Origin of the sequence: Chitinophaga chungangae, assembly GCF_017742215.1 — a bacterium.
GTDB classification, from domain to species: Bacteria; Bacteroidota; Bacteroidia; order Chitinophagales; family Chitinophagaceae; genus Chitinophaga; species Chitinophaga chungangae.
In genome coordinates this window covers 568,689-591,125 of the sequence record NZ_JAGHKP010000002.1, presented here as the reverse complement: position 1 = coordinate 591,125, position 22,437 = coordinate 568,689, and the positions used below count along the sequence as shown (strand labels likewise).

Genomic DNA, 22,437 nt, shown 5'->3' with positions numbered 1-22,437 from the left:
CGCATACAACAAAGCCAAACGTCCCTTTCGCCGCTGCCCGGGCATGCCCCAGCCTTCGTCTTCTCCATCCACTTTTCTTATCAGGAATTTTTATAACATCTTTGTGTAGTAGCTTTAACCGTTGAAAACCAGTATTTTGTGCCCCGAACTGTTACCGTTAACGACTTTTTCTGTTCACGAGGCCTAAATGAAAATCTTATGAAACAAACGCTGTACTTATGGCTGCTAGCTGCTGTAAGCGTTCCTGGCGTTGCGCAAGTACCAACCGGAAAGCCGGACACTACCGGCACCACGAGAATGCTGGATGAAGTGGCGATTACCGGCTACTCTACCGCCACGCGCCGGCAATACACCGGGGCCGTTTCCACTATTCCCGGAAGCCAGGTCAATAATGTGCCCATGGCGTCTTTCGATCAATTGCTGCAGGGGCGTGCGGCAGGACTGTATGTTGCCTCCAGCACGGGCCAGCCCGGTGCCGCGGCGCGCGTGCTCATCCGCGGGCAGGCTACCAACGGGGGAACAGTTTCGCCATTGTATGTCGTAGACGGCATTGCAGTGGAAAGCGGCGTGTTTATGTCGATGAACCCGTCGGACTTCGAATCCGTGATCGTATTAAAAGACGCGAACGCCACCGCGCTGTACGGCTCCCGCGGCGCCAACGGCGTGATCGTGATCAATACCAAAAGAGGGAAGGCCGGCGACGTAAAACTGCGGTTCAACACCCAGCACGGTATTTCCCGGGTCGCGCGCGATCATTTCGACATGATGAACACGCGGGAACGCCTTCAGTTCGAAGAAGAAATTGGCCTCGAAACCGGCCGCACACTGGGCGCCGGCTGGCTCTTCTCCCCGAAGAATCCCGCCAATGCTTCCCTGCCCCCCGCTACCAAAGCGCGTTATGCCGCCATCCTGGACAGTATGGGGCGGATCAACACGAACTGGGAAGACCAGTTCATCCGCAACGCCGCGCCCTTCCATGAATACGAGCTCAGCGCCTCCGGCGGCACCGAAGCCATCCGTTTTTATTCCTCCGCCAACTACCTGGAACAGCAGGGCATTATGAAACGTTCCGGCCTCGAAAGGTATTCCTTCCGTACTAACCTGGACGTACATACGAAAAAATTCACGGCGGCCATCAATACTTCCGTCGGTTATACCAACAACAACCTGATCGAAAGCGAAAACTCGTCTTCCGGCGCCAATCCCATCGCCGCGCTTTATTATGCGCTGCCGTACGAAGCGCCTTATGTGAACGGCGTGCTGATGCACAGCGGCAATAAAAACCAGCTCGGCGGCGCGTTCGACACCCGCGAAGGCTCCAACGCCATCGAAAGAATGGAGAGCACTACGTATAAGATCAACCAGCTGAAAGGGATGATCAACACCGATCTGAAATATTATTTCACGGATTGGCTGTATGCATCTTCGAACCTGGGCATGGATTACCGCGAAAACGTGGAAACGCGCACCATCAAACCCGGCTCTTTCAGCGGCAGCCAGGATGCCGTGCCCGGCAAACAGGGCATGCACCGCGAAGAAATGATCCGTTATTACCAGTTCACCGCCACCACCGGCCTCACTTTCGACAGAACGCTGCGGGAAAAACATCACCTTACCGTGGCAGGTTTCTACGAATTTAACCGCATCAAATATTCCAACATGGCGGTAACGGGTTACGGCATTACGCCCGGGTTGGACGGGACTTTGTCCGGCATCACGCCGGGCTCGGCGCTGAACGGCTTCATTCCGCAGGTAGGCGGCCGCAAAACGGGCTCCGCGCTGATCTCGCTGGTAGGTCTTGCGCGTTACCTGTATAATGATAAATATTCCCTCAACCTGAGCTACCGGAGAGACGGATCGTCTACCCTCCCGGAGAAAAACCGCTGGCATGGCTTCTATTCCGTGGGCGCGGGATACGACCTCGGGCGCGAATCCTTCATGCAAAAACTCAGCTGGATCAACACGCTGCGCATACGCTCCAGCTATGGTACTTCCGCCGCACCGTCCGCCCAGAATTTCGCGTACGCCGCGGGCTACGGCGCCAGCCGCTACGACGGCTCGCCCGCCATCGTTCCCACTTCCGTAGGCAACATGGAATATAACTGGGAATACACCAACGCTTTTAACGCGGGCCTCGACATAGAACTGCTCGACCGCCGCATCAGGCTGATCGCGGACTGGTACAACCGCAGCACCAAAGGGCTTTTCCTCGAAGAACAACTTTCACAGACCAGCGGCTTTTCTTCCCGCCCCGTAAACGCGGGCACCATCCGCAACCGCGGCGTAGAAGCGGACCTCAGCGGGGACATCATCCGCACGAAAGACTTTACCTGGACGGCCGGGTTTAACATCGCGTTCAACAACAACCGCGTGATGGACCTTGGCGGCGCGAACGAATTGACGATGGGCGCTTTCATTCTTCGTGTAGGCCTTCCCGTTAATTCCCACTACATCGTGAAATGGGGCGGGGTAGATCCCCAGACCGGTAAAACATTCTATTACGACCGCGAAGGAAAGCCCACTTCCAGCTACAGCGTAGCCGGCATGAGCGTGGCGGATTTCGGTTCCACCGAGCCGCGTTACAATGGCGGGTTCTATACACGCCTCAACTGGAAAGGATTTGCGGCCGACGTGTTTTTCACTTACGCGCAGGACTTCTACCGCTACAATGCCAACGAAGTGTATACGTTGAACAACAATTCCTTCGCCATGAGCAACCAGAGCCGGAAATGGCTGAACAGATGGCGCAAACCGGGAGATGTTACCGACATCCCCAGTTTCTCCGACACACGCAACTACACTTCCCACGATCTGCAGGACGCTTCGTACGTAAGGCTCCGCAATGTGAAACTCTCGTACAACATTCCTTCGCGGATATTGCAGTCCACCCGCTTCCTGCAAGCCGCAACCGTGTACCTGCAAGGCCAGAACCTGCTAACCTTCACGAAGTGGGACGGATTCGATCCTGAAGACAATAACGGCAATGCCTTTTTTGAATACCCTTCGCCGCGCACGATGACCGCGGGCGTAAGCATACAATTTTAAGACATGAAAAATTTCTTCTTATTAAGCATACTCGCATGGTGGATGACCGCCGCTTCCTGTCTCGGGGAGCTGGACATCAAACCTACCGACATCAAAGACCAGGACGTGGCCTTTGAAACGGTGACCGACGTAAACACAGGCGTACTGGGCGTTTACGCCGGGCTCGGCACTTCCACGCTCGGCATCAGCTCGTTGCTGGCGGATGAAAATATGCTGTCTGCCGAAAACATCGGCAACCGCGGCGTACTCGCTTTCAGCTGGCGGCAGGACCCTGTTAATCCTGATGTGATCGTTGCCTGGCAAAGTTTTTATCAGGTGCTGGACAGGGCGAACCGCATTCTCGACGTGATAGACGAAGTACCCTACACCATGACAGACGCAGGCTGGCACAGCCAGCTGAAAGGAGAATTGCTGGCATTGCGCGCGTTCTGTCATTTCGAATTGCTGCGGCATTACGCGGTAGATTATGAACCGGCGTCGCCGGGCATACCGGTGATGACTTCTTCCAGCATCGGGAAGCCAGCCAGGGACGCGGTTCAGCGCGTATACCAGCAGATCAATGAAGATCTTGCGGAAGCCAGGAATCTGATCCCCGCCTCTTTCAACGACCTCGACCGCGTAACGCGCACAGCCGTGATCGCCATGCAGGCGCGGGCTGCGTTGTACCAAAAAAGCTGGGACGCCGCCATTGCCGCCGCCACCGATGTGATCAACGCCGTGCCGCTGGCCACCGCCGCGCAATTCCCCGATATCTGGACAGACAAAGGCACCGCCGAAGTGATCTGGAAACTGAAACGCGAAGCGCAAGACGCGCGTTTCGGCGAGTTCTTCCGCGACGGAGCGGGAAGGATCACCTATGCGCCGTCTTTCAAACTGCTGGCAACGTTCGACGCGGCCAACGACGTACGGTTCAACGCCTACATACGCGACCTGGCGCCCGCCGCGCCGGCGCGCAGATGGTCGGTAGGAAAATACACAGGCGGCCAGCCTGCATTTGCAAACCTTGCGGACATCAAATTATTCAGAGCATCTGAAATGTACCTGGTGCGTGCGGAAGCGTATGCTTTCAAAGGCGAGCTGGACAAGGGGACGGACGATCTCAACGATCTTCGCGCGATGCGCATCGCCGGTTACGCGGATGTGAGCTTTGCGAACACAGACCTGCTGAATGCCGCGGTGCAGGAAGAACGGTTTAAGGAACTGGCATTCGAAGGCCACCGTTATTACGATCTGCGCCGGCGTAAGGCGGATATCGTGCGCCTGCCGGAAGACGTGGCGCAGGTAACCGATCCCCGCACCAAACTTACGCCGGACGACCAGGCATATTACCTGCCTATTCCGCTGAAAGAAACACAGGCGAATGAGAATATCAAACAACATCCGAAGTACGAATAATATTTCGTGTATTCTTTTACGTTAGCTACACGGCAAAAAAAATGCGCATCGTAACGGATGCGCATTTTTTATTGAAAGGAATGATGTTATTGTAAAAATTCGCTGAGCTTCTGTTCCAGGCCGGCACCGCGCAGATTGGCAGCTACGATCTTGCCCTGGGGGTCAACCAGGATGTTGGTAGGGATGCCGGTGATGCCGTACAGCGGCACCACGGAAGAATCCCAGAATTTGAGATCGCTTACGTGCGACCAGGCGAGGCCGTCGTCTGCAATGGCTTTTAGCCATGCGTCTTTTGTTTTATCGAGCGATACGCCGAGCACGGTGAAGTTTTTGTTTTTGTATTTGAGATATGCCTGCACCACGTTCGGGTTTTCCTGGCGGCAGGGGCCGCACCAGCTGGCCCAGAAATCCACCAGCACGTATTTGCCTTTAAAAGAGCTGAGGCTGATCTGTTTGCCGCTTGGGTCGGGCAGCGTGAAGTCGGGCGCTTGTTTGCCGATCATCGCTGAAGGGCCGCTGCTGGCTTCGGTTTTAGCATCTTTTTCCACGTTGGTCACATTCGCGAGCAGGTCTTTCACCATCGCGTTCTCCGGGAATTTTTTGGCGAGCGCTTCAAAATCCTTTTTGTGGGAAAGCAGGTCTTCCGCGTCTTCAAATCCTACCAGCTGCAGCGCAAATACCGCGGGCACTGGATGTTTGCTTTGCTTCGAGGCTTCGAGGAAATGTTTTTTGAAATTGTCCGCTTCGCGTTCGAAACTCTGGCGGCGCGCTTCCAGCAGGCTGTCTGGCGTTTTGGCAATGCGAAGGCTGTCCATCGCCTGCATTTCCTTGCTGAGCACCTGTGATTTGTCGCTGTAATATTTGAGCAGCTGTTGAATTTCTTCGGTAGCGTCGGAGCCTTTTACCTGTATTTTTTCCAGTTCGTTGTAGTCGCCTTTGATGCTCATATCTCCCGCATCGAGGGCGAGCAGGATGTATTTGCCGTTTTCGAACCGGATGCGGTAGAGGCCCTGGTCCGTCACCATGCCGTCCAGCTCCAGTTTGCCGGAAGCGTCTTTCACAGCGGCCGTGTCCACTATTTTGGTGGTTTGTCCTGCAATTTCTTCGAGATACACATTTTCGAGCGGAGCGTTGGCCAACTGCAGGTCGATCTTGAATCCGCCTTTTTCCGGGTGAGTGTTGCACGCTGCCAGGAAGGCCGCTGCAGACAACCCGATGGCTAATTTTTTCATGGGCTTTTCTTTAAATCTGATATTCATTTCAAAAATAGGGTTAATTACCCGGAAGCACGCTCCGGTTTTGTTAAAATTATGTAGCCGGCAACTGCATGTTAGCGCTGATTTCCGCGGGAACGGGATGTAACATATAACAAGCCGCGGCAACTGCCCGGCAGTAGCGGGTTGCGATTCACGTTATTTGGGATGAACGGCTTGTTAAGCGTTTAAGCGCTTCATTAACAATTCGTTGGTAAGTTTCGGGTCCGCCTTTCCGCCGCTGAGTTTCATCACTTCTCCCACAAACAGCCCGATCAGGCCTTTTTTGCCGGACCTGAACTCGGCCACTTTCGCCGGGTATTTTGCCAGCACTTCGTCGATCACCGGCAGAATGCTGCCCTCGTCCGTGTCCTGTATCAGGTTGAGCGCGGTAGCGATGGCAAGCGGCGTTTTGCCCGGTTCCGCGATCATTGCGGGCAATATGCGGCTGGAAGCGATGGAGAAGTTCACTTTTCCGTCTGCGATAATGGCGATCAGATCAGCCAGGGCAGCGGGTTTTACGGGGAAAGCGGAAATGTCGGCGCCGTTTTCATTCAGCCATGATTTTACCGGGCCCAGCATCCAGTTGGCGGCTGCCTGCAGGTGCGGGGTGGCGGCTGAAAGGGCTTCGAAATATTCGGCGGTGGGTTTATCGTCGGCGATCACGCGGGCGTCGTATTCACGAAGGCCGAGCTGGCCGGTATAACGGGTCACTTTTTCTTCAGGAAGCTCCGGCAGCGCGGCTTTGATGCCCGCGAGAAAGTCGTCGGTAAGATGGAAAGGCGCGAGGTCCGGCTCGGGGAAATAACGGTAATCGTTGGCTTCTTCCTTCGACCGCAGCGGGAAAGAGCTGCCGTTCGACGCGTCGAAGCTGCGTGTTTCCTGCACGATGTGCCCGCCCTGTTCGGTCAGTTCTACCTGGCGTTTGATCTCGTTCTCGATCGCGCGTTTCACGTTGCGGATGGAGTTCATGTTTTTCACTTCCACCTTGGTGCCCAATGTGGTAGCGCCTTTGGGGCGGATGGAAATGTTGGCGTCGCAGCGCATGGAGCCTTCTTCCATATTCCCGTCGCACACTTCCAGCCAGCGTACGAGGCGGCGCAACTCGGTGAGATAGGCGTACGCTTCGTCCGCATTATGGATATCCGGCTCTGTAACGATCTCCACGAGGGGAACGCCGGCGCGGTTGTAGTCCACCATGGTGTTTTCCGGGTCCTGGTCGTGCATGCTTTTACCGGCGTCTTCTTCGAGGTGGATGCGGTTGAGCTGCACGTTGCGGGCCTTTCCGTCGATAAAAATGGGCACGTATCCGCCAATGCAGATGGGCGCCGTATGCTGGCTGATCTGGTACCCTTTCGGGAGATCGGGGTAGAAGTAGTTCTTACGGGCGAAAAAGTTCTCTTTTTCGATCTCGCAATGGCAGGCGAAACCCAGCCTGATGGCGAGCTCTACGGCCTTTCCGTTGAGAAAGGGCAGGGTGCCGGGATGGCCCAGGGTCACCGGGCTGATATGGGTGTTGGGCAAACCGCCAAAAGCCGCGCTGTCGCTGCTGAACAGCTTGCTTTCGGTTTGCAGCTGGGCATGCACTTCAAGGCCAATTACCGCTTCATACTTGTTATAATCGATGCTCGCGCTCATATTGATTTTCTTCCTGCTGATTCGCACAAAGATATTCAAACTGCAAAAAAGCAGGGAATTTTCACGAAATTGTATAAGTAAGCAATATCCGCATGACGATCCACGACATTTACCAGGCCCAGCGCAGCTACTTCGCTTCGGGCGCCACCCGGCCGCTATCCTTCCGTAAAACGCAGCTGAAAGAGTTAAGAAAGGCCATTAAACGGCACGAGAACGAGATATTGGCCGCTTTGCACGCCGATATGAGGAAAGCGCCCGTGGAAGCGTACGGCAGCGAAATCGGGCTGTTATACGAGGAAATCGACCATACCCTCGCCCATCTCCGCCAATGGATGAAACCCGTGCCGGTGAGCTCCCCGCTGATGCATTACCCTTCCGGCAGCGTTATTTACCGCGAACCGAAAGGGCTTACCCTGCTGATCGGCCCCTGGAACTATCCTTTTCAATTGCTGATTAACCCTTTGATAGGCGCCATCGCGGCGGGCAACTGCGCTATCCTGAAACCGTCAGAACTGGCGCCCGCCACGGAAGCCGTTATCCGCAAAGTGATCGCCGACGCGTTTAAACCGGAGCTGGTGGCCGTGGTAACGGGAGAAGGGCATGTGGTGATCCCCGGGCTGATGCAACATCGCTTCGATCATATTTTTTTCACCGGCAGCATTCCCGTCGGCAAAAAGATACTGGAAATGGCCGCGCCGCATCTCAGCCCCGTAACGCTGGAGCTGGGCGGCAAAAGCCCCTGCATCGTAGACGAGCGCGCCGATCTGAAAACCGCCGCGAAACGCATCATCTGGGGCAAATGCTGGAATGCCGGGCAAACCTGCATCGCGCCGGATTATGTGCTGGCGCACGAAAAGGTGGCGGACCGGTTGATGGAGCACATGAAATCTGCCATTCATCAGTTTTTTGGCGAAAACCCCGCGAACAGTCCCGACTACCCTCGAATGATCAACGAAAAACGGTTCGACCAGGTAGCCTCGTACCTGCAGCAGGGGAAAGTGTTCACCGGCGGGCAAACCGAGCGCAGCGACAAATATATCGCTCCCACGATCCTGACGGACGTGTCTTTTGAATCGCCGGTGATGAAAGAAGAAATTTTCGGGCCGGTGTTACCCGTGATCCCTTATAAAACTACCGCCGAAGCGATCGGCATGATCGCCCAAAACCCGTACCCGTTGGCGCTTTATGTGTTTTCCAGCAGCAGAAGGACCGAACAGGCGTTTATCGAAAAAGTAGCTTTCGGCGGCGGCTGCATCAACAACACACTGGTGCATTTTGCGAACATAGAGCTGCCCTTCGGCGGCGTCGGCTACAGCGGTATGGGCCGCTACCACGGCCGTAACAGCTTCAACGAGTTTACCCACGAAAAAGGCGTGCTCAAAACCGCCACCTGGCTGGATGTTCCGATGAAATACCCGCCGTTCAACAACAAACTGAAACTGCTGAAGATGATACAGAAATAAAAACGGCCCGGATAACCGGGCCGCTTCTCTTTGCTTACACTTAAACTATAATCTGCCTTACAATTTTTATAAGTTCTCCGTGTGCAGGTTTTTTGGCACCTTGATAGTGTAATTCTGCGCCGCGCCGTTGCGGGAACCTTTCGCGGTGATGGTGGTTTTGCCGTTGTTGCCGCGGTATGCTTCCGCCATATCACGCGCGTTTTTCACGGGCTCGCCCGCCAGTTCGGTAATAAGGTCGCCTTTTTTGAAACCTGCTTTTTCGGCGGCCGAACCTTCTTTCACATCGGTTACGGTTGCGCCGTTGCCTTCTTCGGTGTCCTGAACGGAAAGGCCCAGCGACGGGGCCCTTTCAGGGAAATAACGGTCGAAGGGGCGGTTGTTGGGCGCCTGCGGCATCCGGAAACGGAAAGGGCTCATATCGCCGCCTTCAGGGCTGAGGCCGAAGCTGCGCGGCGTTACGGAAGCCCGTTTGCCCAGCGTGGCGTCTGTTTTCTGTTCTTTTTTATCGCGCAGGTAAGTAACGGTTATTTTGTCGCCCGGCTTTAATGCGCCGATGGTTTCAAAAAGGTCCTGCGGTTCGGATATTTTTTTATCGTTCACTTTGGTGATCACATCGCCTTCCTTAAGGCCGGCTTTGTCTGCCGCGCTGCCTTCAGCCACGGATTGCACGGTGGCGCCGGCCGCTTCTTTCTTTTCGGTGATCACACCGAGCACGGCGGAGCCGGGTGTGATGCGGAGGTCGCTGTCTTCGTCATCGTTGAAGAACTGAACGCCGCCGTTGCCGAAGTTATTGCCGTTTCTCGGAACGATCCTCCGGCGTTGAACGATGATGTCGCCGTTTTTGTATTCGTCCATTTTTTTACCGTCGATCAATACTTCGCCGTCTTTTATTTCCACGGTTACCTTGGCGTCTTTGGCGCCGCCTTTGCGTTTGATGACGATCTCATCATACTCTCCCAGTTTACCGGAACGTTTTTCCTGGGCCTGTGCCGGGAGAACCGTTGTTGCGATGGCGATGAGGCCAAAGCTGAAAGCGTACAATATTTTGCGCATAGCAGTAATTGTTTTTGGGCAAATTTAGCAGGATATAGAGGTAAAAAAATGTTAAAAACGGGCGTATGGGTTTAAGGGATTGTTAAAAAGGGAAGTCGTTGCAGGGGATTAAATAAAAAACGGGCTCCCAATGGAAGCCCGTTCAAATATATCGATCAAAATTTTCACAAAATCCCTTTCACCTTCTCGATCACCTGCTGGAGCTGGCTTACGTCCTGGCCGCCGGCATTCGCCTGCGTGGGCTGACCGCCGCCGCCGCCTTTGATCAGGCCAGCCACGTGCTCTTTGATGATCTTCTGCGCGTTCAGGCCTTTGGATTTCACGAGATCGTCTGACAGCAATATGGAAACCTGCGCCTTGCCGCCGACATTCGCCACCAGCGTTACCAGGAACGGCGCCGCCAAAAGGTCTTTCAGCGAAGCCGCCACATTGCGGAGCATGTCTGCACTGGCCGCTTCCACCGTTGCGCCGAGGAAATGCACGCCGTTTACCTGCACCGCCTGCTGTGGCAAGGTTGCCGCCAGCTGCGCCGCCTGTTTCTGTTCCAGCGAAGCCATTTGTTTTTCCAGCGCCGTTTTGTCGGCGATCAGCGTTTCTATTGTTTTGGCGGGCTCTTTCGGGTTTTTGATCAGCGCTTTGATCTCTTTCAGCTGCGCCAGCTGTTCGTTCACATATGTTTCCGCTTTGGCGCCGGTGAGGGCTTCCACCCTGCGAACGCCCGCCGCTACGGCGCTTTCAGCCGTAAATTTGAACAGTCCCAGCTCACCGGTATCACCCACATGCGTACCGCCGCACAGCTCAATGGAATAAGCCGGGTCGATGGTCACCACGCGCACAGTTTCTCCGTACTTCTCGCCGAAGAGGGCCATGGCGCCCAGTTTCAGGGCTTCTTCGCGCGGCAGTTCTTTTATCACTACGGGAATGTTTTCCCGGATCTTTTGGTTTACGACGGTTTCAATGGCAGCCAGTTCTTCGTCGGTTACCTTGGCGAAATGACTGAAGTCGAACCGCAGGTAATCGGCATTCACGAGTGAGCCTTTCTGCGCCACATGCGTGCCTAAAACCTGGCGCAGTGCGGCGTGCAGCAGGTGCGTGGCGGAGTGATGGCGCGCAGTGTCCTGCCGTTTGGGGGCGTCCACTTCGGCCAGTACCGTGCCTTCGATCTTCGAAGGCAGGCTGTCTACGAAATGCACGATCAGGTCGTTCTCTTTTTTGGTATCGGTTACGGCAATGGTTTCGCCGTTGAAACGCAATACGCCGGTATCGCCCACCTGGCCGCCGCTTTCGGCGTAGAAAGGCGTCTGGTCGAGCACAATTTGATACTGTTCTTTTCCTTTGGATTTGATCTTGCGGTATTTCAGCACTTTCGCTTCCGCGCTCAACTGCGTGTAGCCGATAAAAACGCCGGAAGGCTGTTCCTGCAGGAGCGTCCAGTCGCCCATGTCCAGCTCGGTGGCGGCGCGGGAGCGGGCTTTTTGTTTTTCCAGTTCCGCTTTAAAACCGGGCTCGTCTACCGAGTAGCCTTTTTCGGAAGCGATCAGTTGGGTGAGGTCGAACGGGAAACCGTATGTATCGTACAATTCAAAGGCCACAGGGCCTTCGATGTTTTTGTTGGCGGCAGCGGCGAATATAGTGTCCAGCCGGCCGAGGCCGCTGTCCAGCGTGCGGAGGAAACTATTCTCTTCTTCAAATACGACCTTCTTCACGAAATCGGCCTGCTGCGCCAGCTCGGGGAATACATGGGCGAACTGCGCGCCCAGCACGGGCACCAGCTCATGCAGCAAGGGTTTTTTCACGTCGAGGAAAGAAAAATAATAACGCACGGCCCGGCGCAAAATGCGGCGGATCACGTAACCGGCTTCGGTGTTAGAAGGCAGCTGCCCGTCTGCGATCGCGAAACAGATCGCCCTGATGTGGTCTGCGATCACGCGGAAAGCGATGTCCGTTTTTTCGGACTGCCCGTATTGTTTGCCGCAAAGTTTTTCAGTAGCGGCGATCAGCGGCATGAACACGTCCGTATCGTAATTGCTCTGTTTGCCCTGCAGCACACGCACGAGGCGCTCGAAACCCATGCCGGTGTCCACATGTTTGGCGGGCAGCGGCTCCAGGCTTTTATCTTTCAGGCGGTTGAACTGCATGAACACGTTGTTCCATATCTCGATAACCTGGGGATGATCGTTGTTCACCAGGTCTTTGCCGGGAATTTTGGCCCTTTCCTCATCGGTACGGCAATCCACATGGATCTCCGTGCAGGGGCCGCAGGGGCCGGTATCGCCCATTTCCCAGAAGTTGTCTTTTTTATTGCCCAGCAGGATGCGGTCTTCGGCCACGTACTGTCTCCAGTAATCGCGGGCCTCGGCGTCGGGCTCCAGGTCTTCGTTCTTATCTCCTTCAAACACAGTCACATACAACCGGTCTTTCGGCAGTTTGTACACTTCGGTGAGCAGCTCCCAGCTCCATTGGATGGCCTCTTTTTTAAAATAGTCCCCAAAGCTCCAATTGCCCAGCATTTCGAACATGGTATGGTGATAGGTGTCTATGCCCACTTCTTCCAGGTCGTTGTGTTTGCCGCTTACGCGAAGGCACTTTTGAGTGTCTGCCACGCGTTTATATACAGCGGGTTTGTTGCCGAGAAAAATGTCTTTGAACTGGTTCATCCCCGCGTTGGTAAACTTGAGGGTGGGGTCGTTTTTAAGCACGATAGGCGCGCTGGGCACTATCTGGTGCCCTTTTGAAGCGAAAAAATCAAGGAATTGTTGTCTGATCTCGGCTGCGGTCATAAAATATTACTGAGTATTAATATCTAATTTAATTGCATCCATCCCAAATTTCCCTTTAATTTGTAGTTATCGCAAAGTGGCCCGCCGGGAAATTGAGACTCAAAAGGTTGATGTTTTAACCTATTTCCATTAGGTTTGCGCACTTCCGGTTTAACCGTAACAATTTTAAGCGTAGGTTGAATGCGGTGCAAAAATATTGAAATAATCAAAAACAAGGCATAACCGCCGTTTTCCTGTGAAAAATAGCCGGGGAATGCACTGAATACATAAAATCAGGCAGCGCGTCTTATCATTCGCGCACCGTATCAACCCTTATGGTTCATGAAGAAGGTCAAATATTTCTACAATACTCAAACGCTTAAATACGAAAAGCTCGTAGTGTCGGTGCGGGTGAAGATTCTCCGTATACTCGGCTTCCTGTCCGCCGCCATCGTTACCGGCATCCTGTTCCTGTCCGTGGCGTACCGTTTCCTGGAATCGCCCAAGGAGAAGTTCCTGCGGCAGGATATTGAGAGTATGAAAGAGGAATACGACGGGCTGAAAAACCGCATGGCCGAAATGAAGACCTCGCTTGATGAGCTGCAGCACCGCGACAACGAAATTTACCGCGTCATCTTCGAAGCCGCGCCCATAGCGGATAGCGTGCGCGCGGGCAAATCCGCCAAAGAAGAAGAAAATACCGAACTGGCCGGCAAGCCCAACAACGAGATCATCGCCGCTTCGTCCAAAATGCTGGCCGAACTGGGCAACCGCATGAAAGCGCAGCAGAAATCCTACCTGCAGATCGAAGACCTGATCAAGAACAAACAAAAAATGCTGGCTTCCATTCCCGCCATCCAGCCGGTATCCAATAAAGACCTCGACCGTATCGCCTCGGGCTTCGGTTACCGCATCGATCCCATTTACAAAACGATGAAATTCCACAGCGGCCTCGATTTCACCGCGCCTTCCGGCACGCCCATTTACGCCACCGGAGACGGTACCATCGAAGAAGCGAGCCTGAGCGACGTGGGGTACGGCAACCATGTGGTGGTGAACCATGGCTACGGCTACAAATCCCTGTATGGCCACATGGTGCGCATGAAAGTAAAACGCGGCCAGCAGGTGAAACGCGGCGACGTGCTCGGCTGGGTAGGCAGCACCGGCAAATCCACCGGCCCGCATTGCCATTACGAAGTCATGAAAAACGGCTCGAAAGTAGATCCCGTTTATTTCTTCTATAACGATCTCACGCCCGAACAATTCGACCGCATGCTGAAGATCGCACGGTCTGGCAACCAGTCTTTCGATTAATGGAATGATTATTGGAGGAAAAGGCGGGTTGTGATAAAAGGGATTCCGTAATATTGTACCTGTATTCTTTTTATCCATACAATTCATTTCGGTTATGATGCAGCAACTGGACCTATTCGGAGCCGCCGAGCCGCAAAAGCCCGCACCAGCAAAAACGCCGGCCCGCAACACCCAGGAGGGTGAGAACGGGGAAACCGGGGCAGACGGTGCGGAAGCCGCCCTTCCAGCAGACGGAACTCCGCCGAAAGGCAAAAAAAGAGGCCGCAAAAGTCTGAAAGAACTGGCGGGCGACCCGCATGTGATCCAGGAGCTGGAAAAACTCACGCTCGACAAGCAGTACTATTCCATCAGCGAAGTAGCCGGCATGTTCCGCGTGAATACGTCTCTCATCCGTTATTGGGAAAATGAATTCGATATTCTTCAACCCAAAAAGAACCGCAAGGGCGACCGCCTTTTCCGGCAGGAAGACATTCACAACCTGAAACTCATCTATCACCTCCTGCGCGAGCGGAAATACACGATAGAAGGGGCGAAACAGAAGCTGCGGGAAGACAAACGGTCCGCTTCCCGGAACTTCGAAATGATCAAAAGCCTGCAAAAAGTGCGGCAATTCCTGACAGAGTTAAAAGATCAATTATAAATCACAAACTATGCGATTACACAAAGTATTATTGGGGTGCGGACTGTTGCTCAGCTCGGTGACCATGGCACAAAGCAGCCACAGCCATGCGGCACAGGGCAAACAGCTGAAAGGAGAATTTAAAATGAAGGAGCTGCTGGCCGATTCCGCGTTTGCGTGGTTCCACAGCGGCGTGAACCGGTACGACGCCAATGCGACGATGGTCAATTATATCAAATCCAATAAAGACAAAATACAGCTGGTGGCGCTGGTAAACACCACCGACGAAGCCAGCCAGAGCCTGCTCGGCCGCTTTTATAAAGTGATGATCCTCGCCAGCGTGCCCGAAGAAAGCATTCACATGTACGGCGCGGACAATTCCGGCAACACCGGCAACACCGTGGCGGACGGTTACAAAGTGAAACGCCTGCCCGTTATCCTCGTTATGCGCGACGGTAAAGAAGAAGGCCGCATCTCCGGCAATTCGAAAGAATCCGTTGAGCAGGACCTTGCGCAGATCATCATGAAGATGAACAAAAAAGAATAGCAGTTAACTTGTCATAAAAAATAAAAGAGGCTTGTTTCGTACAGCCTCTTTTTATTTGCGGGAAAAGTTGAGAATGGTTTACACCACGGGGTCGGGCCGCATGGCCATTTTTACGCCGTTTTTTTCCAGGATGGCGATGGACGCGAGGTTCACGTTCTCGCGCAATGCCAGGTACGGCGTGCCTTCCAGGATGTTGGTCATGTAGATCACCTGGATGGTGAAGGAATCTTTGGTGAAGTCGAACAGGTTCACGGCATAACCCGGCTCCACGTCCGCATGTTTTTCCAGGTACTCCTGCAGCTCTTTCACCACGGCGAACACTTTTGCGGACGGCGTATCGCCCGCCAGCTCCAGTTTCAGCGCCACGCGTTGCTGCGTGCGGAGAGACAGGTTGTCCAGCACGCTGTCTACCATCTTTTTATTCGGCACCGTCACGAAAGTTTTTTCCAGCGTGCGCAGCCGTGTGCTGCGAAGACCGATCTTCTCCACCGTTCCCTGGAAGGAATCCACTTTCACAAAATCCCCCACGCGGAAAGGCTTATCCGAAAATATGATGAACGAGCCGATCAGGTTCTCGATGCTTTCTTTCGCGGCGAGGGCGAGCGCGGCCGCGCCTATGCCCAAACCAGCCACCAGCTTGTCTACCACGTCTTTCCCAAACAGGATGTTGATCAGTATCATGGCGCCGATGATAAACATGATGGCTTTGAAAAAATCACGGAAAAATATGATGAACTGGTTGTCTGTTTTGTCTTCCGTGAGGTCCGCTTTTTTCTCCAGTATCAGCGCAACGAAATCGATCAGCCGCAGGAGGATGAGGATGATGGTCATGCTGAACACGATCTTGAGAAGCGTGGTAAGCAGCATTTGCAGGGTGTAGGGGTTGCCGGTGCGGTTGTATACGATGATGTTCAGGTCTTCTGGGAACACGAGGTGATTGCTCGCCATGATGAAGGCGGTCATGAGCAGGAAATATTCCAGCGGCTTGAACAGCAGCTGCACAAATTCCTGTTGCGCGATACTGGGGCTCCAGTGTTTGATCAGTTTAAACATGCCCGCTGCCAGGCCTTTGGAAAGGTAGCGGCGGATGAAGTACACGAAAAGGATAATACCCGCCACTATCAAATAGTTCCTCACGGAATTATCCAGGAATTGCTGGTTTAAAAATTCGTTCATAGCGTGCAAAGGTATAAATTATTGAACCGCGTATGCGTTTGCGTTACCATTGTGAATTTGCACCAGCCCGGGTTTTTTCCCTTTCTCAAAGCTGCCGTACTGCCCGTCGATACCCAGCGCCTGTGCGCCGTTCAGCGTGGCCCATTGCAGGATGGCGGCCATCGGAATGTCCGGGAAATGACGGTGAACGGTGCCGATCTCTTCCCACATTGAGAGCTGCCGGTTAGAGGCGAGACTGTCTGTACCCAGTGTGATATGCGCGCCTTCGCTAATGAAAGCGGGAATATCGGGCAGGCGGTTTTCGATGTAAAGATTGGCGTTCGGGCAAAGGCACCAGGAAATTTCCTGCTGGCCGGAAAGTGCGAAGCGGACATCTTCCGCGTGCGTGTAGGTATTGTGCACCAGCAGCAGGCGCGGGGTTGCGGGAAAATATGGCAGCCAGCTGCGCAGGCTGGACTGGCCGGTGAAGCCAAAAGCGGAAATATCGATGTTGAAATGCCGGTAGAAATCGAGGAAATCGCCGGTTTTGGAGCGGTATAGCAGATCTTCCGAAGCGGATTCCTGGTTGTGGATGGAAAGGGGGGAATTGTTTTCCAGCGCGGCAATCAGCCTGAACAGGGTGGCGGACACGGAATAGGGCGCGTGCGGAACGAGGGTGGAAGGCAGGCCGTTTTCCCTGAAACGGGCCAGCACGGCGAGGGAATGTTCCAGCCTGCGCGGCGCGGCGGCGTCCACAAATCCCATACATTCCACGAAAGTGTGCCAGTAAATGCCAGGCCGTGTTTTGAGCGGCAGGCTGGCCGCGGTGTTGCAGATGTCTCCCACGGCTACCACGCCTTCCGCCTGCATGGCGGCGGCGGCCTTTTCTATGGCTTCCTGCACGGTTTCCGGCACGGGCGGCTCGCGCTGCTCCATCACCGATTGCAGGAAGGCCGGCAGGCCGGCGCCTTCTGGGATCAGGCCCTGCATATGACTTAATTCGAGATGGCAATGCGTATTCACAAAACCGGGGCACAGCCAGCCTTCCACTTCAATAATTCCTTCGCCTGCCCAGCTGCGCGGCACAATGGCCGACACGGCGCCGGTTTCGTCCAGGATGAGGCAGCGGTCTGCCCCCAGGAACTTCTGCCCGTCGAATATATCCCCTGCTGTTAGCTTGATCATGCTTTCCGAATTAACATTTAAAAATGAACGGGCCGCTTCCCCCTTTTTATTAATGGGCAAAAACGTAATTTTGCAACCCGAAGCGATTACGAAATACGGGAATTTATCCGAATGATAATAATCCGCCGCAGCCTGTAAACGCTTTCAAGAAACAGAAATTTTATTATGATCGATAAATTGGATGCCATTAAAGGCCGGTACGAACAGGTAGCCCTGGCGCTTACCAACCCCGAAGTGGTAAAAGACAATAAACAGTTCAGCAAGCTCAGCAAAGAATACCGCCAGCTTGAAAGGATCGTGAAAGCTTACGACGCTTACCGCAACCTGCTGGATACCATTGCTTTCAACAAAGAAGTGCTGGAAAGCGGCGACGAAGAAATGCGCGAGCTCGCGAAAGAGGAAACGGAAAGCCTGCAGGAACGGAAAGAGCAAATGGAGGCGGACATCCGGAACCTGCTGATCCCGAAAGACCCGCAGGACGAGAAAAATGCCATTCTCGAGATCAGGGGCGGCACCGGGGGCGACGAAGCGGCATTGTTTGCCGGCGACCTGCTGCGCATGTACCTGCGGTATTGCGAGAACAAAGGCTGGAAAACCTCGATCATGAATGAAAACGCCGGCGGGGTAGGCGGTTACAAGGAAGTAGTGGTGGAAGTAACGGGAGACGACGTATACGGCACGCTCAAATTCGAATCCGGCGTACACCGCGTGCAGCGCGTGCCGGCCACCGAAGCATCCGGCAGGGTGCATACCTCCGCGGCCACGGTAGCGGTGCTGCCTGAAGCGGAAGACGTGGATGTGGACGTTCGCGAAGCGGACATCAAAATGGATACGTTCCGTTCGTCCGGCGCGGGCGGTCAGCACGTAAACAAAACCGAATCCGCCGTAAGGCTCACCCACATTCCCACCGGCGTGGTGGTGGAATGCCAGGAAGGCCGCAGCCAGCACTCGAACAGGGACATTGCCATGCGTATGTTACGCACCCGTATATACGAAGCCGCCGTGCGCAAACACGAAGATGCGATCGCCTCGCAAAGGAAAAGCCTCGTGAGCACGGGCGACCGCTCCGCGAAGATCCGCACGTACAATTATCCGCAGGGCCGCGTTACCGATCACCGTATCGGTATGACGGTGTACAATATGGACGCATTTATGAACGGGGAGATAGAAGACATGGTGCAGGCGCTCCAGTTTGCGGAGAACGCGGAAAAAATGAAGACGGGAGACACGTTGTAGAAAATGTTAACCCAGGCTTAAACAACTTCCGCAACAATTTGTTCGGCGAATGTGTTATTATGCTGTAAAATGCCCGGAACCGTTTACCAGATCGTACGTATGCATAATAACATAATAATCGGTGACCTCAGTTTTATTCCATCCTAAACCATATCAAAATGCTTGATCAATTAATCCAGCTGGTGCGCGAAAACGCCCAGGAATCCGTGGTGGCCAATCCCGCCGTTCCCAATGAGCAGAACGAGGCCGTGATAGGTGAAGCCACGCACACAATTGCTTCCGGTTTGCAGGATGCCCTTGCCAATGGAAATGTAAAAGAAGTAATGGGCCTGTTCAACAGCAACGGCCAGATCGATTCACAGAACCCCGTGGTGAACAACATTTCCGGTAACCTCATCAGCAGCCTCACCCAGAAGTTCAACCTCAACAGCGGCACAGCCGCATCCCTTGCCGCATCGCTGATCCCCACCGTGCTCGGATCGCTGGTGAAAAAAACCAACGACCCGTCTAACAACGGTTTTTCGCTGGACAGCATTTTCGGCTCCCTCACCGGCGGCTCTACCAACGGTATGGACCTCGGCGGGCTGCTCGGCAAATTCGCCGGCGGGCTCGACAAAGACGGAGACGGCGATGTAGACATGCAGGACCTCGTGGGCATGATCAGCAACGGCGCCAAACAACAACAAGGCAGCGGCGGACTGGGCGGCCTTCTCGGCGGCCTTTTCGGCAAGTAAAAAACACTCAGACAGGCAGCGGCGCAAACATCCGTGTGCCTGTTTTATTTTGTTTGTAAGGGGATGGTTCCCAGTAAATTATAAAACAGCGTTCCGATTTGGCAAACTATTTGTTCAGGCTTTAACACTCAAATAAAAACTTACTATGATGAAACGAATGAATGCACTAGTGGCGATGGCTTTAGCAGGTGTGCTTGTAATTAGCAGCTGCAGCACCTGGCAGGGAATGAACAATACGAAGAAAGGAGCGGTGATCGGTACCGGCGGCGGGGCCGCGGCCGGCGCAGTAATTGGAAAGGCAGCCGGTAATACGGCCCTTGGCGCCATCATCGGCGCGGCAGTGGGCGGTACCGCCGGTGTCCTGATCGGTAAAAAAATGGACAAACAGGCGGAAGAGATCAAGAATGAAGTGCCCAACGCCACGGTTGAGCGCGTAGGCGAAGGCATCAACGTAACGTTCAATTCCGGTGTGCTGTTCGGCTTCGATAAGTCAGACCTCACCGCCACCGCACAAAGCAATATCCAGGAGCTCGCCCAGGTATTGAACAAGTATCCGGACACGCACGTTCGCGTGGAAGGCCATACAGACGATACCGGCGCTGATTCTTACAACTACAGCCTCTCAGAGCGCCGCGCCAAATCGGTAGCCAATTACCTTATCGGCCGGGGCGTTGCCGCTAACCGCGTGCAAACATTCTGGTACGGCGAAACACAGCCTAAAGTTGCAAACGACAGCGAAGCCAACCGCGCGCAGAACCGTCGTGTGGAATTTTCCATCTTCGCCAACGACAAAATGAAGTCTGAAGCGAAGAAAGAAGCAGGCCAGCAATAAATTGTTTAGTTGAATTTTCTCATAAGCAGTTTGAACGATCCTCCCGGTTTCCCGGGAGGATTTTTTTGTTCTATAGGTGAGGATCGACTACAAAGCATCCAGTCCCGCGAGTATTACCGCGCATGCTTTCCGGATCTCATCTTCTGTAATGATCAGCGGCGGCACGATGCGTATCGCGTTGGCGGCAAACAGGAACCAGTCGGTGATCACGCCGTTGGCAATGCAATGCGCGATCACTTTTTTTACAGCGGGGAAATCTTCCAGTTCCACGGCCAGCATGAGCCCGCGCGAGCGCACGGCTTTTATGTTGGGATGTTTGAGCAGTTCGAGGAACAGCCGCTCCTTGTCAGGAATCCCAACCATCATGTTTTCTTCGATCAGGGCTTTCATGCCCGCCATCCCCGCCGCGCAGGCCACGGGATGGCCGCCGAAAGTGGTGATGTGCCCCAGCACGGGTTTGTCCGTAAGGCTCCACATCACGTCGCGGCTGGCGATGAAGGCGCCCAGCGGCATGCCTCCGCCCAGCGCTTTGCCGGCCAGTACTATATCGGGAACTACGTCGTATTGTTCAAACGCCCAAAGTGTGCCGTTGCGCCCCAGGCCGCACTGGATCTCGTCCAGCACCAGCAGGGTGCCCGTTTCGGTGCAGCGTTTGCGGAGCGCCTGCAGCCAGGCCTTTTCAGGCGCCAGCACGCCAGCTTCCGCCTGGATCGTTTCCGCGATCACGCAGGCGGTGCGGTGGGTGATCTGCGCCAGCATGTCCATTGAATTATGCTGCAGGTGCTGCACGTCTGGCAGCAGCGGGCGGTAAGCGTTGCGCCAGTATTCGTCGCCGATGATGCTCAGCGAGCCCTGTGTTGAGCCATGGTAGCTATTTTTGAACGCGATGACCTCCGTGCGGCCGGTATGGCGTTTGGCCAGTTTCATGGCGCCTTCCGTGGCTTCGCTGCCCGAATTGGTAAAATATACGCTGTTGAGCGACGCGGGAAGATGATCGGTTAGATATTTGGCGTACGCCACCTGCGGGCTTTGCACGAATTCGCCGTATACGAGCAGGTGCATGTACGATTCCGACTGTTCGCGGATGGCGCTTATCACGGCAGGGTGGCAGTGGCCGATATTGCAAACGCTGATGCCGGCGATCAGGTCGAGGTATTGTTTGCCGTCCGCATCCCACATATACATGCCTTTCGCTTTCACGATCTCCAGCGCCATGGGGGCATCGGAGGTTTGCGCGACGTGTTGTAAAAAAAGCTGCCTGTTATTCATTGTGGCGAAGTTAGTGAAGTTCTATATTTGTATCATGCCAGTAATATTACCAGTTAAAGGAGTAAGCCCGGAAATGGGCCCGAATTGTTTTATCGCGCCGAACGCCACGATCGTTGGCGATGTGGTGATGGGAAAGGATTGCAGCGTATGGTTCAATGCCGTCGTGCGCGGCGATGTGAACAGCATCCGCATGGGCGATAAGGTGAATATCCAGGACGGGGCGGTGATCCACGCCACGTACCAGAAAACGAAAACCCTGATCGGGAATAACGTTTCCGTGGGGCACAACGCCATCGTGCACGGCTGTACGGTGGAAGACAATGTGCTGATCGGCATGGGCGCCATCGTGATGGACAATGCCCATATCGGCAGCAATACCATTATTGCCGCCGGCGCCGTGGTGCTCGAAGGCACGCATGTGGAAGCGGGCTGCATCTACGCCGGCGTGCCCGCCAAAAAGGTGAAAACCATCAGCCAGGAGCTGATCCACGGGGAGATCGACCGCATCGCCAACAATTATATCATGTATGCAGACTGGTTCCGCGACCAGGTTTAATAGACACGTTAAGAAAAAACGTTATATTGCATATCATAATTCCCTGACCTATGAAAAGAAAATGGATGTTGTGGCTCTGGCTGGCCTTTTTGCTGGCCGGCTGCGCCTCGCAGAAATACGGTTGCCCCGGCAGCACCTATTACAATTCCAGCAACCAGAAGCAGAACGCAAAGGCGGGTAAACAGATGAAACTTTTCTAAACGGAATGATTATGCGGAAGTTATGCCTGTTGCTGGTGCTGTGCGGGATGGTGGCGGCCGTCGGCTGTCGCGCGCAGAAAACCGGATGCCCAACGCCGGTAAAAAATCTTGGCGCCGAAAGGGTGATGGATGAGATGAACAAACCCCAAAAGAAGGGGTTGTTCCGCCGCCGGCATTGATTGCA

19 protein-coding genes are annotated in these 22,437 nt (G+C 54.3%); 12 read left to right on the top strand and 7 right to left on the bottom strand.

Going from position 1 to position 22,437, the window contains the following annotated elements:
• Positions 1-198 precede the first annotated feature (198 nt).
• On the top strand, positions 199-3,045 hold the full coding sequence (locus J7I43_RS10510) for a SusC/RagA family TonB-linked outer membrane protein (protein WP_209145629.1): 2,847 nt from the start codon (positions 199-201) through the stop codon (positions 3,043-3,045).
• 3 nt (positions 3,046-3,048) lie between these two features.
• Positions 3,049-4,440 (top strand): RagB/SusD family nutrient uptake outer membrane protein, encoded by a 1,392-nt coding sequence (locus J7I43_RS10505; RefSeq protein ID WP_209145628.1) that lies wholly within the window; start codon positions 3,049-3,051, stop codon positions 4,438-4,440.
• Between the two features lie 86 nt (positions 4,441-4,526).
• Here J7I43_RS10505 and J7I43_RS10500 read toward each other — a convergent pair whose 3' ends face one another.
• Positions 4,527-5,672 (bottom strand): TlpA disulfide reductase family protein, encoded by a 1,146-nt coding sequence (locus J7I43_RS10500; RefSeq protein WP_209145627.1) that lies wholly within the window; start codon positions 5,670-5,672, stop codon positions 4,527-4,529.
• A 201-nt stretch (positions 5,673-5,873) separates the two neighbouring features.
• Positions 5,874-7,331 (bottom strand): Asp-tRNA(Asn)/Glu-tRNA(Gln) amidotransferase subunit GatB, encoded by a 1,458-nt coding sequence (gene gatB / locus J7I43_RS10495; protein ID WP_209145626.1) that lies wholly within the window; start codon positions 7,329-7,331, stop codon positions 5,874-5,876.
• 92 nt (positions 7,332-7,423) lie between these two features.
• On the opposite strand from gatB, the gene J7I43_RS10490 reads away from it, so the two are divergent.
• The gene (locus tag J7I43_RS10490; protein WP_209145625.1) at positions 7,424-8,794 is read left to right on the top strand and encodes an aldehyde dehydrogenase; all 1,371 of its coding nucleotides are present in this window, start codon (positions 7,424-7,426) and stop codon (positions 8,792-8,794) included.
• Positions 8,795-8,860: 66 nt separating this feature from the next.
• Here J7I43_RS10490 and J7I43_RS10485 read toward each other — a convergent pair whose 3' ends face one another.
• Positions 8,861-9,847: a PDZ domain-containing protein gene (locus J7I43_RS10485; RefSeq protein ID WP_209145624.1), complete on the bottom strand. Its 987-nt coding sequence runs from the start codon at positions 9,845-9,847 to the stop codon at positions 8,861-8,863.
• Between the two features lie 164 nt (positions 9,848-10,011).
• Positions 10,012-12,627 (bottom strand): alanine--tRNA ligase, encoded by a 2,616-nt coding sequence (gene alaS / locus J7I43_RS10480; RefSeq protein ID WP_209145623.1) that lies wholly within the window; start codon positions 12,625-12,627, stop codon positions 10,012-10,014.
• A 321-nt stretch (positions 12,628-12,948) separates the two neighbouring features.
• Here alaS and J7I43_RS10475 point away from each other — a divergent pair, with 321 nt between their 5' ends.
• From J7I43_RS10475 to J7I43_RS10465, 3 genes are all read left to right on the top strand, one after another.
• A complete protein-coding gene (locus J7I43_RS10475) occupies positions 12,949-13,920 on the top strand; it encodes a M23 family metallopeptidase (protein WP_209145622.1) in 972 nt (323 codons plus the stop codon).
• Between the two features lie 94 nt (positions 13,921-14,014).
• Complete coding sequence (locus J7I43_RS10470; RefSeq protein WP_236023354.1) at positions 14,015-14,560, top strand: MerR family transcriptional regulator; 546 nt, start codon at positions 14,015-14,017, stop codon at positions 14,558-14,560.
• A 10-nt stretch (positions 14,561-14,570) separates the two neighbouring features.
• The gene (locus J7I43_RS10465) at positions 14,571-15,086 is read left to right on the top strand and encodes a thioredoxin domain-containing protein (protein ID WP_209145621.1); all 516 of its coding nucleotides are present in this window, start codon (positions 14,571-14,573) and stop codon (positions 15,084-15,086) included.
• Between the two features lie 78 nt (positions 15,087-15,164).
• Here the strand turns inward: J7I43_RS10465 and J7I43_RS10460 are convergent, their stop codons facing one another.
• Together J7I43_RS10460 and J7I43_RS10455 are read right to left on the bottom strand one after the other, a co-directional pair.
• On the bottom strand, positions 15,165-16,262 hold the full coding sequence (locus J7I43_RS10460; protein WP_209145620.1) for a mechanosensitive ion channel family protein: 1,098 nt from the start codon (positions 16,260-16,262) through the stop codon (positions 15,165-15,167).
• An 18-nt stretch (positions 16,263-16,280) separates the two neighbouring features.
• Positions 16,281-17,426: an amidohydrolase family protein gene (locus J7I43_RS10455; protein ID WP_209145619.1), complete on the bottom strand. Its 1,146-nt coding sequence runs from the start codon at positions 17,424-17,426 to the stop codon at positions 16,281-16,283.
• 165 nt (positions 17,427-17,591) lie between these two features.
• Here J7I43_RS10455 and prfA point away from each other — a divergent pair, with 165 nt between their 5' ends.
• The 3 genes from prfA to J7I43_RS10440 all read left to right on the top strand — a co-directional run bounded on the left by prfA (position 17,592) and on the right by J7I43_RS10440 (position 20,228).
• Positions 17,592-18,662, top strand: a complete 1,071-nt coding sequence (gene prfA, locus J7I43_RS10450) for a peptide chain release factor 1 (protein WP_209145618.1) — start codon at positions 17,592-17,594, stop codon at positions 18,660-18,662.
• Between the two features lie 158 nt (positions 18,663-18,820).
• Complete coding sequence (locus J7I43_RS10445) at positions 18,821-19,396, top strand: hypothetical protein (protein ID WP_209145617.1); 576 nt, start codon at positions 18,821-18,823, stop codon at positions 19,394-19,396.
• Between the two features lie 145 nt (positions 19,397-19,541).
• Complete coding sequence (locus tag J7I43_RS10440; RefSeq protein WP_209145616.1) at positions 19,542-20,228, top strand: OmpA family protein; 687 nt, start codon at positions 19,542-19,544, stop codon at positions 20,226-20,228.
• A gap of 87 nt (positions 20,229-20,315) precedes the next feature.
• On the opposite strand, the gene J7I43_RS10435 is transcribed toward J7I43_RS10440, so the two are convergent.
• Positions 20,316-21,497: an aspartate aminotransferase family protein gene (locus tag J7I43_RS10435; protein ID WP_209145615.1), complete on the bottom strand. Its 1,182-nt coding sequence runs from the start codon at positions 21,495-21,497 to the stop codon at positions 20,316-20,318.
• A 34-nt stretch (positions 21,498-21,531) separates the two neighbouring features.
• Between J7I43_RS10435 and J7I43_RS10430 the strand changes: the two genes are divergently transcribed.
• Genes J7I43_RS10430 through J7I43_RS10420 form a run of 3 tightly spaced genes read left to right on the top strand, consistent with a single transcriptional unit; the run spans position 21,532 to position 22,432 of the window.
• Positions 21,532-22,053: a gamma carbonic anhydrase family protein gene (locus J7I43_RS10430; RefSeq protein WP_209145614.1), complete on the top strand. Its 522-nt coding sequence runs from the start codon at positions 21,532-21,534 to the stop codon at positions 22,051-22,053.
• A 50-nt stretch (positions 22,054-22,103) separates the two neighbouring features.
• Positions 22,104-22,253, top strand: a complete 150-nt coding sequence (locus J7I43_RS10425; protein WP_209145613.1) for a hypothetical protein — start codon at positions 22,104-22,106, stop codon at positions 22,251-22,253.
• 11 nt (positions 22,254-22,264) lie between these two features.
• Positions 22,265-22,432: a hypothetical protein gene (locus tag J7I43_RS10420; RefSeq protein ID WP_209145612.1), complete on the top strand. Its 168-nt coding sequence runs from the start codon at positions 22,265-22,267 to the stop codon at positions 22,430-22,432.
• Positions 22,433-22,437: the final 5 nt, after the last annotated feature.

What these genes read in the sequence shown, in the direction of transcription:
- J7I43_RS10510 (WP_209145629.1), top strand. Translation starts at nt 199, where the DNA reads ATGAAACAAACGCTGTACTTATGGCTGCTAGCTGCTGTAAGCGTTCCT.
- J7I43_RS10505 (WP_209145628.1), top strand. Translation starts at nt 3,049, where the DNA reads ATGAAAAATTTCTTCTTATTAAGCATACTCGCATGGTGGATGACCGCC.
- J7I43_RS10500 (WP_209145627.1), bottom strand. Translation starts at nt 5,672, where the DNA reads ATGAAAAAATTAGCCATCGGGTTGTCTGCAGCGGCCTTCCTGGCAGCG.
- gatB (WP_209145626.1), bottom strand. Translation starts at nt 7,331, where the DNA reads ATGAGCGCGAGCATCGATTATAACAAGTATGAAGCGGTAATTGGCCTT.
- J7I43_RS10490 (WP_209145625.1), top strand. Translation starts at nt 7,424, where the DNA reads ATGACGATCCACGACATTTACCAGGCCCAGCGCAGCTACTTCGCTTCG.
- J7I43_RS10485 (WP_209145624.1), bottom strand. Translation starts at nt 9,847, where the DNA reads ATGCGCAAAATATTGTACGCTTTCAGCTTTGGCCTCATCGCCATCGCA.
- alaS (WP_209145623.1), bottom strand. Translation starts at nt 12,627, where the DNA reads ATGACCGCAGCCGAGATCAGACAACAATTCCTTGATTTTTTCGCTTCA.
- J7I43_RS10475 (WP_209145622.1), top strand. Translation starts at nt 12,949, where the DNA reads ATGAAGAAGGTCAAATATTTCTACAATACTCAAACGCTTAAATACGAA.
- J7I43_RS10470 (WP_236023354.1), top strand. Translation starts at nt 14,015, where the DNA reads ATGATGCAGCAACTGGACCTATTCGGAGCCGCCGAGCCGCAAAAGCCC.
- J7I43_RS10465 (WP_209145621.1), top strand. Translation starts at nt 14,571, where the DNA reads ATGCGATTACACAAAGTATTATTGGGGTGCGGACTGTTGCTCAGCTCG.
- J7I43_RS10460 (WP_209145620.1), bottom strand. Translation starts at nt 16,262, where the DNA reads ATGAACGAATTTTTAAACCAGCAATTCCTGGATAATTCCGTGAGGAAC.
- J7I43_RS10455 (WP_209145619.1), bottom strand. Translation starts at nt 17,426, where the DNA reads ATGATCAAGCTAACAGCAGGGGATATATTCGACGGGCAGAAGTTCCTG.
- prfA (WP_209145618.1), top strand. Translation starts at nt 17,592, where the DNA reads ATGATCGATAAATTGGATGCCATTAAAGGCCGGTACGAACAGGTAGCC.
- J7I43_RS10445 (WP_209145617.1), top strand. Translation starts at nt 18,821, where the DNA reads ATGCTTGATCAATTAATCCAGCTGGTGCGCGAAAACGCCCAGGAATCC.
- J7I43_RS10440 (WP_209145616.1), top strand. Translation starts at nt 19,542, where the DNA reads ATGATGAAACGAATGAATGCACTAGTGGCGATGGCTTTAGCAGGTGTG.
- J7I43_RS10435 (WP_209145615.1), bottom strand. Translation starts at nt 21,497, where the DNA reads ATGAATAACAGGCAGCTTTTTTTACAACACGTCGCGCAAACCTCCGAT.
- J7I43_RS10430 (WP_209145614.1), top strand. Translation starts at nt 21,532, where the DNA reads ATGCCAGTAATATTACCAGTTAAAGGAGTAAGCCCGGAAATGGGCCCG.
- J7I43_RS10425 (WP_209145613.1), top strand. Translation starts at nt 22,104, where the DNA reads ATGAAAAGAAAATGGATGTTGTGGCTCTGGCTGGCCTTTTTGCTGGCC.
- J7I43_RS10420 (WP_209145612.1), top strand. Translation starts at nt 22,265, where the DNA reads ATGCGGAAGTTATGCCTGTTGCTGGTGCTGTGCGGGATGGTGGCGGCC.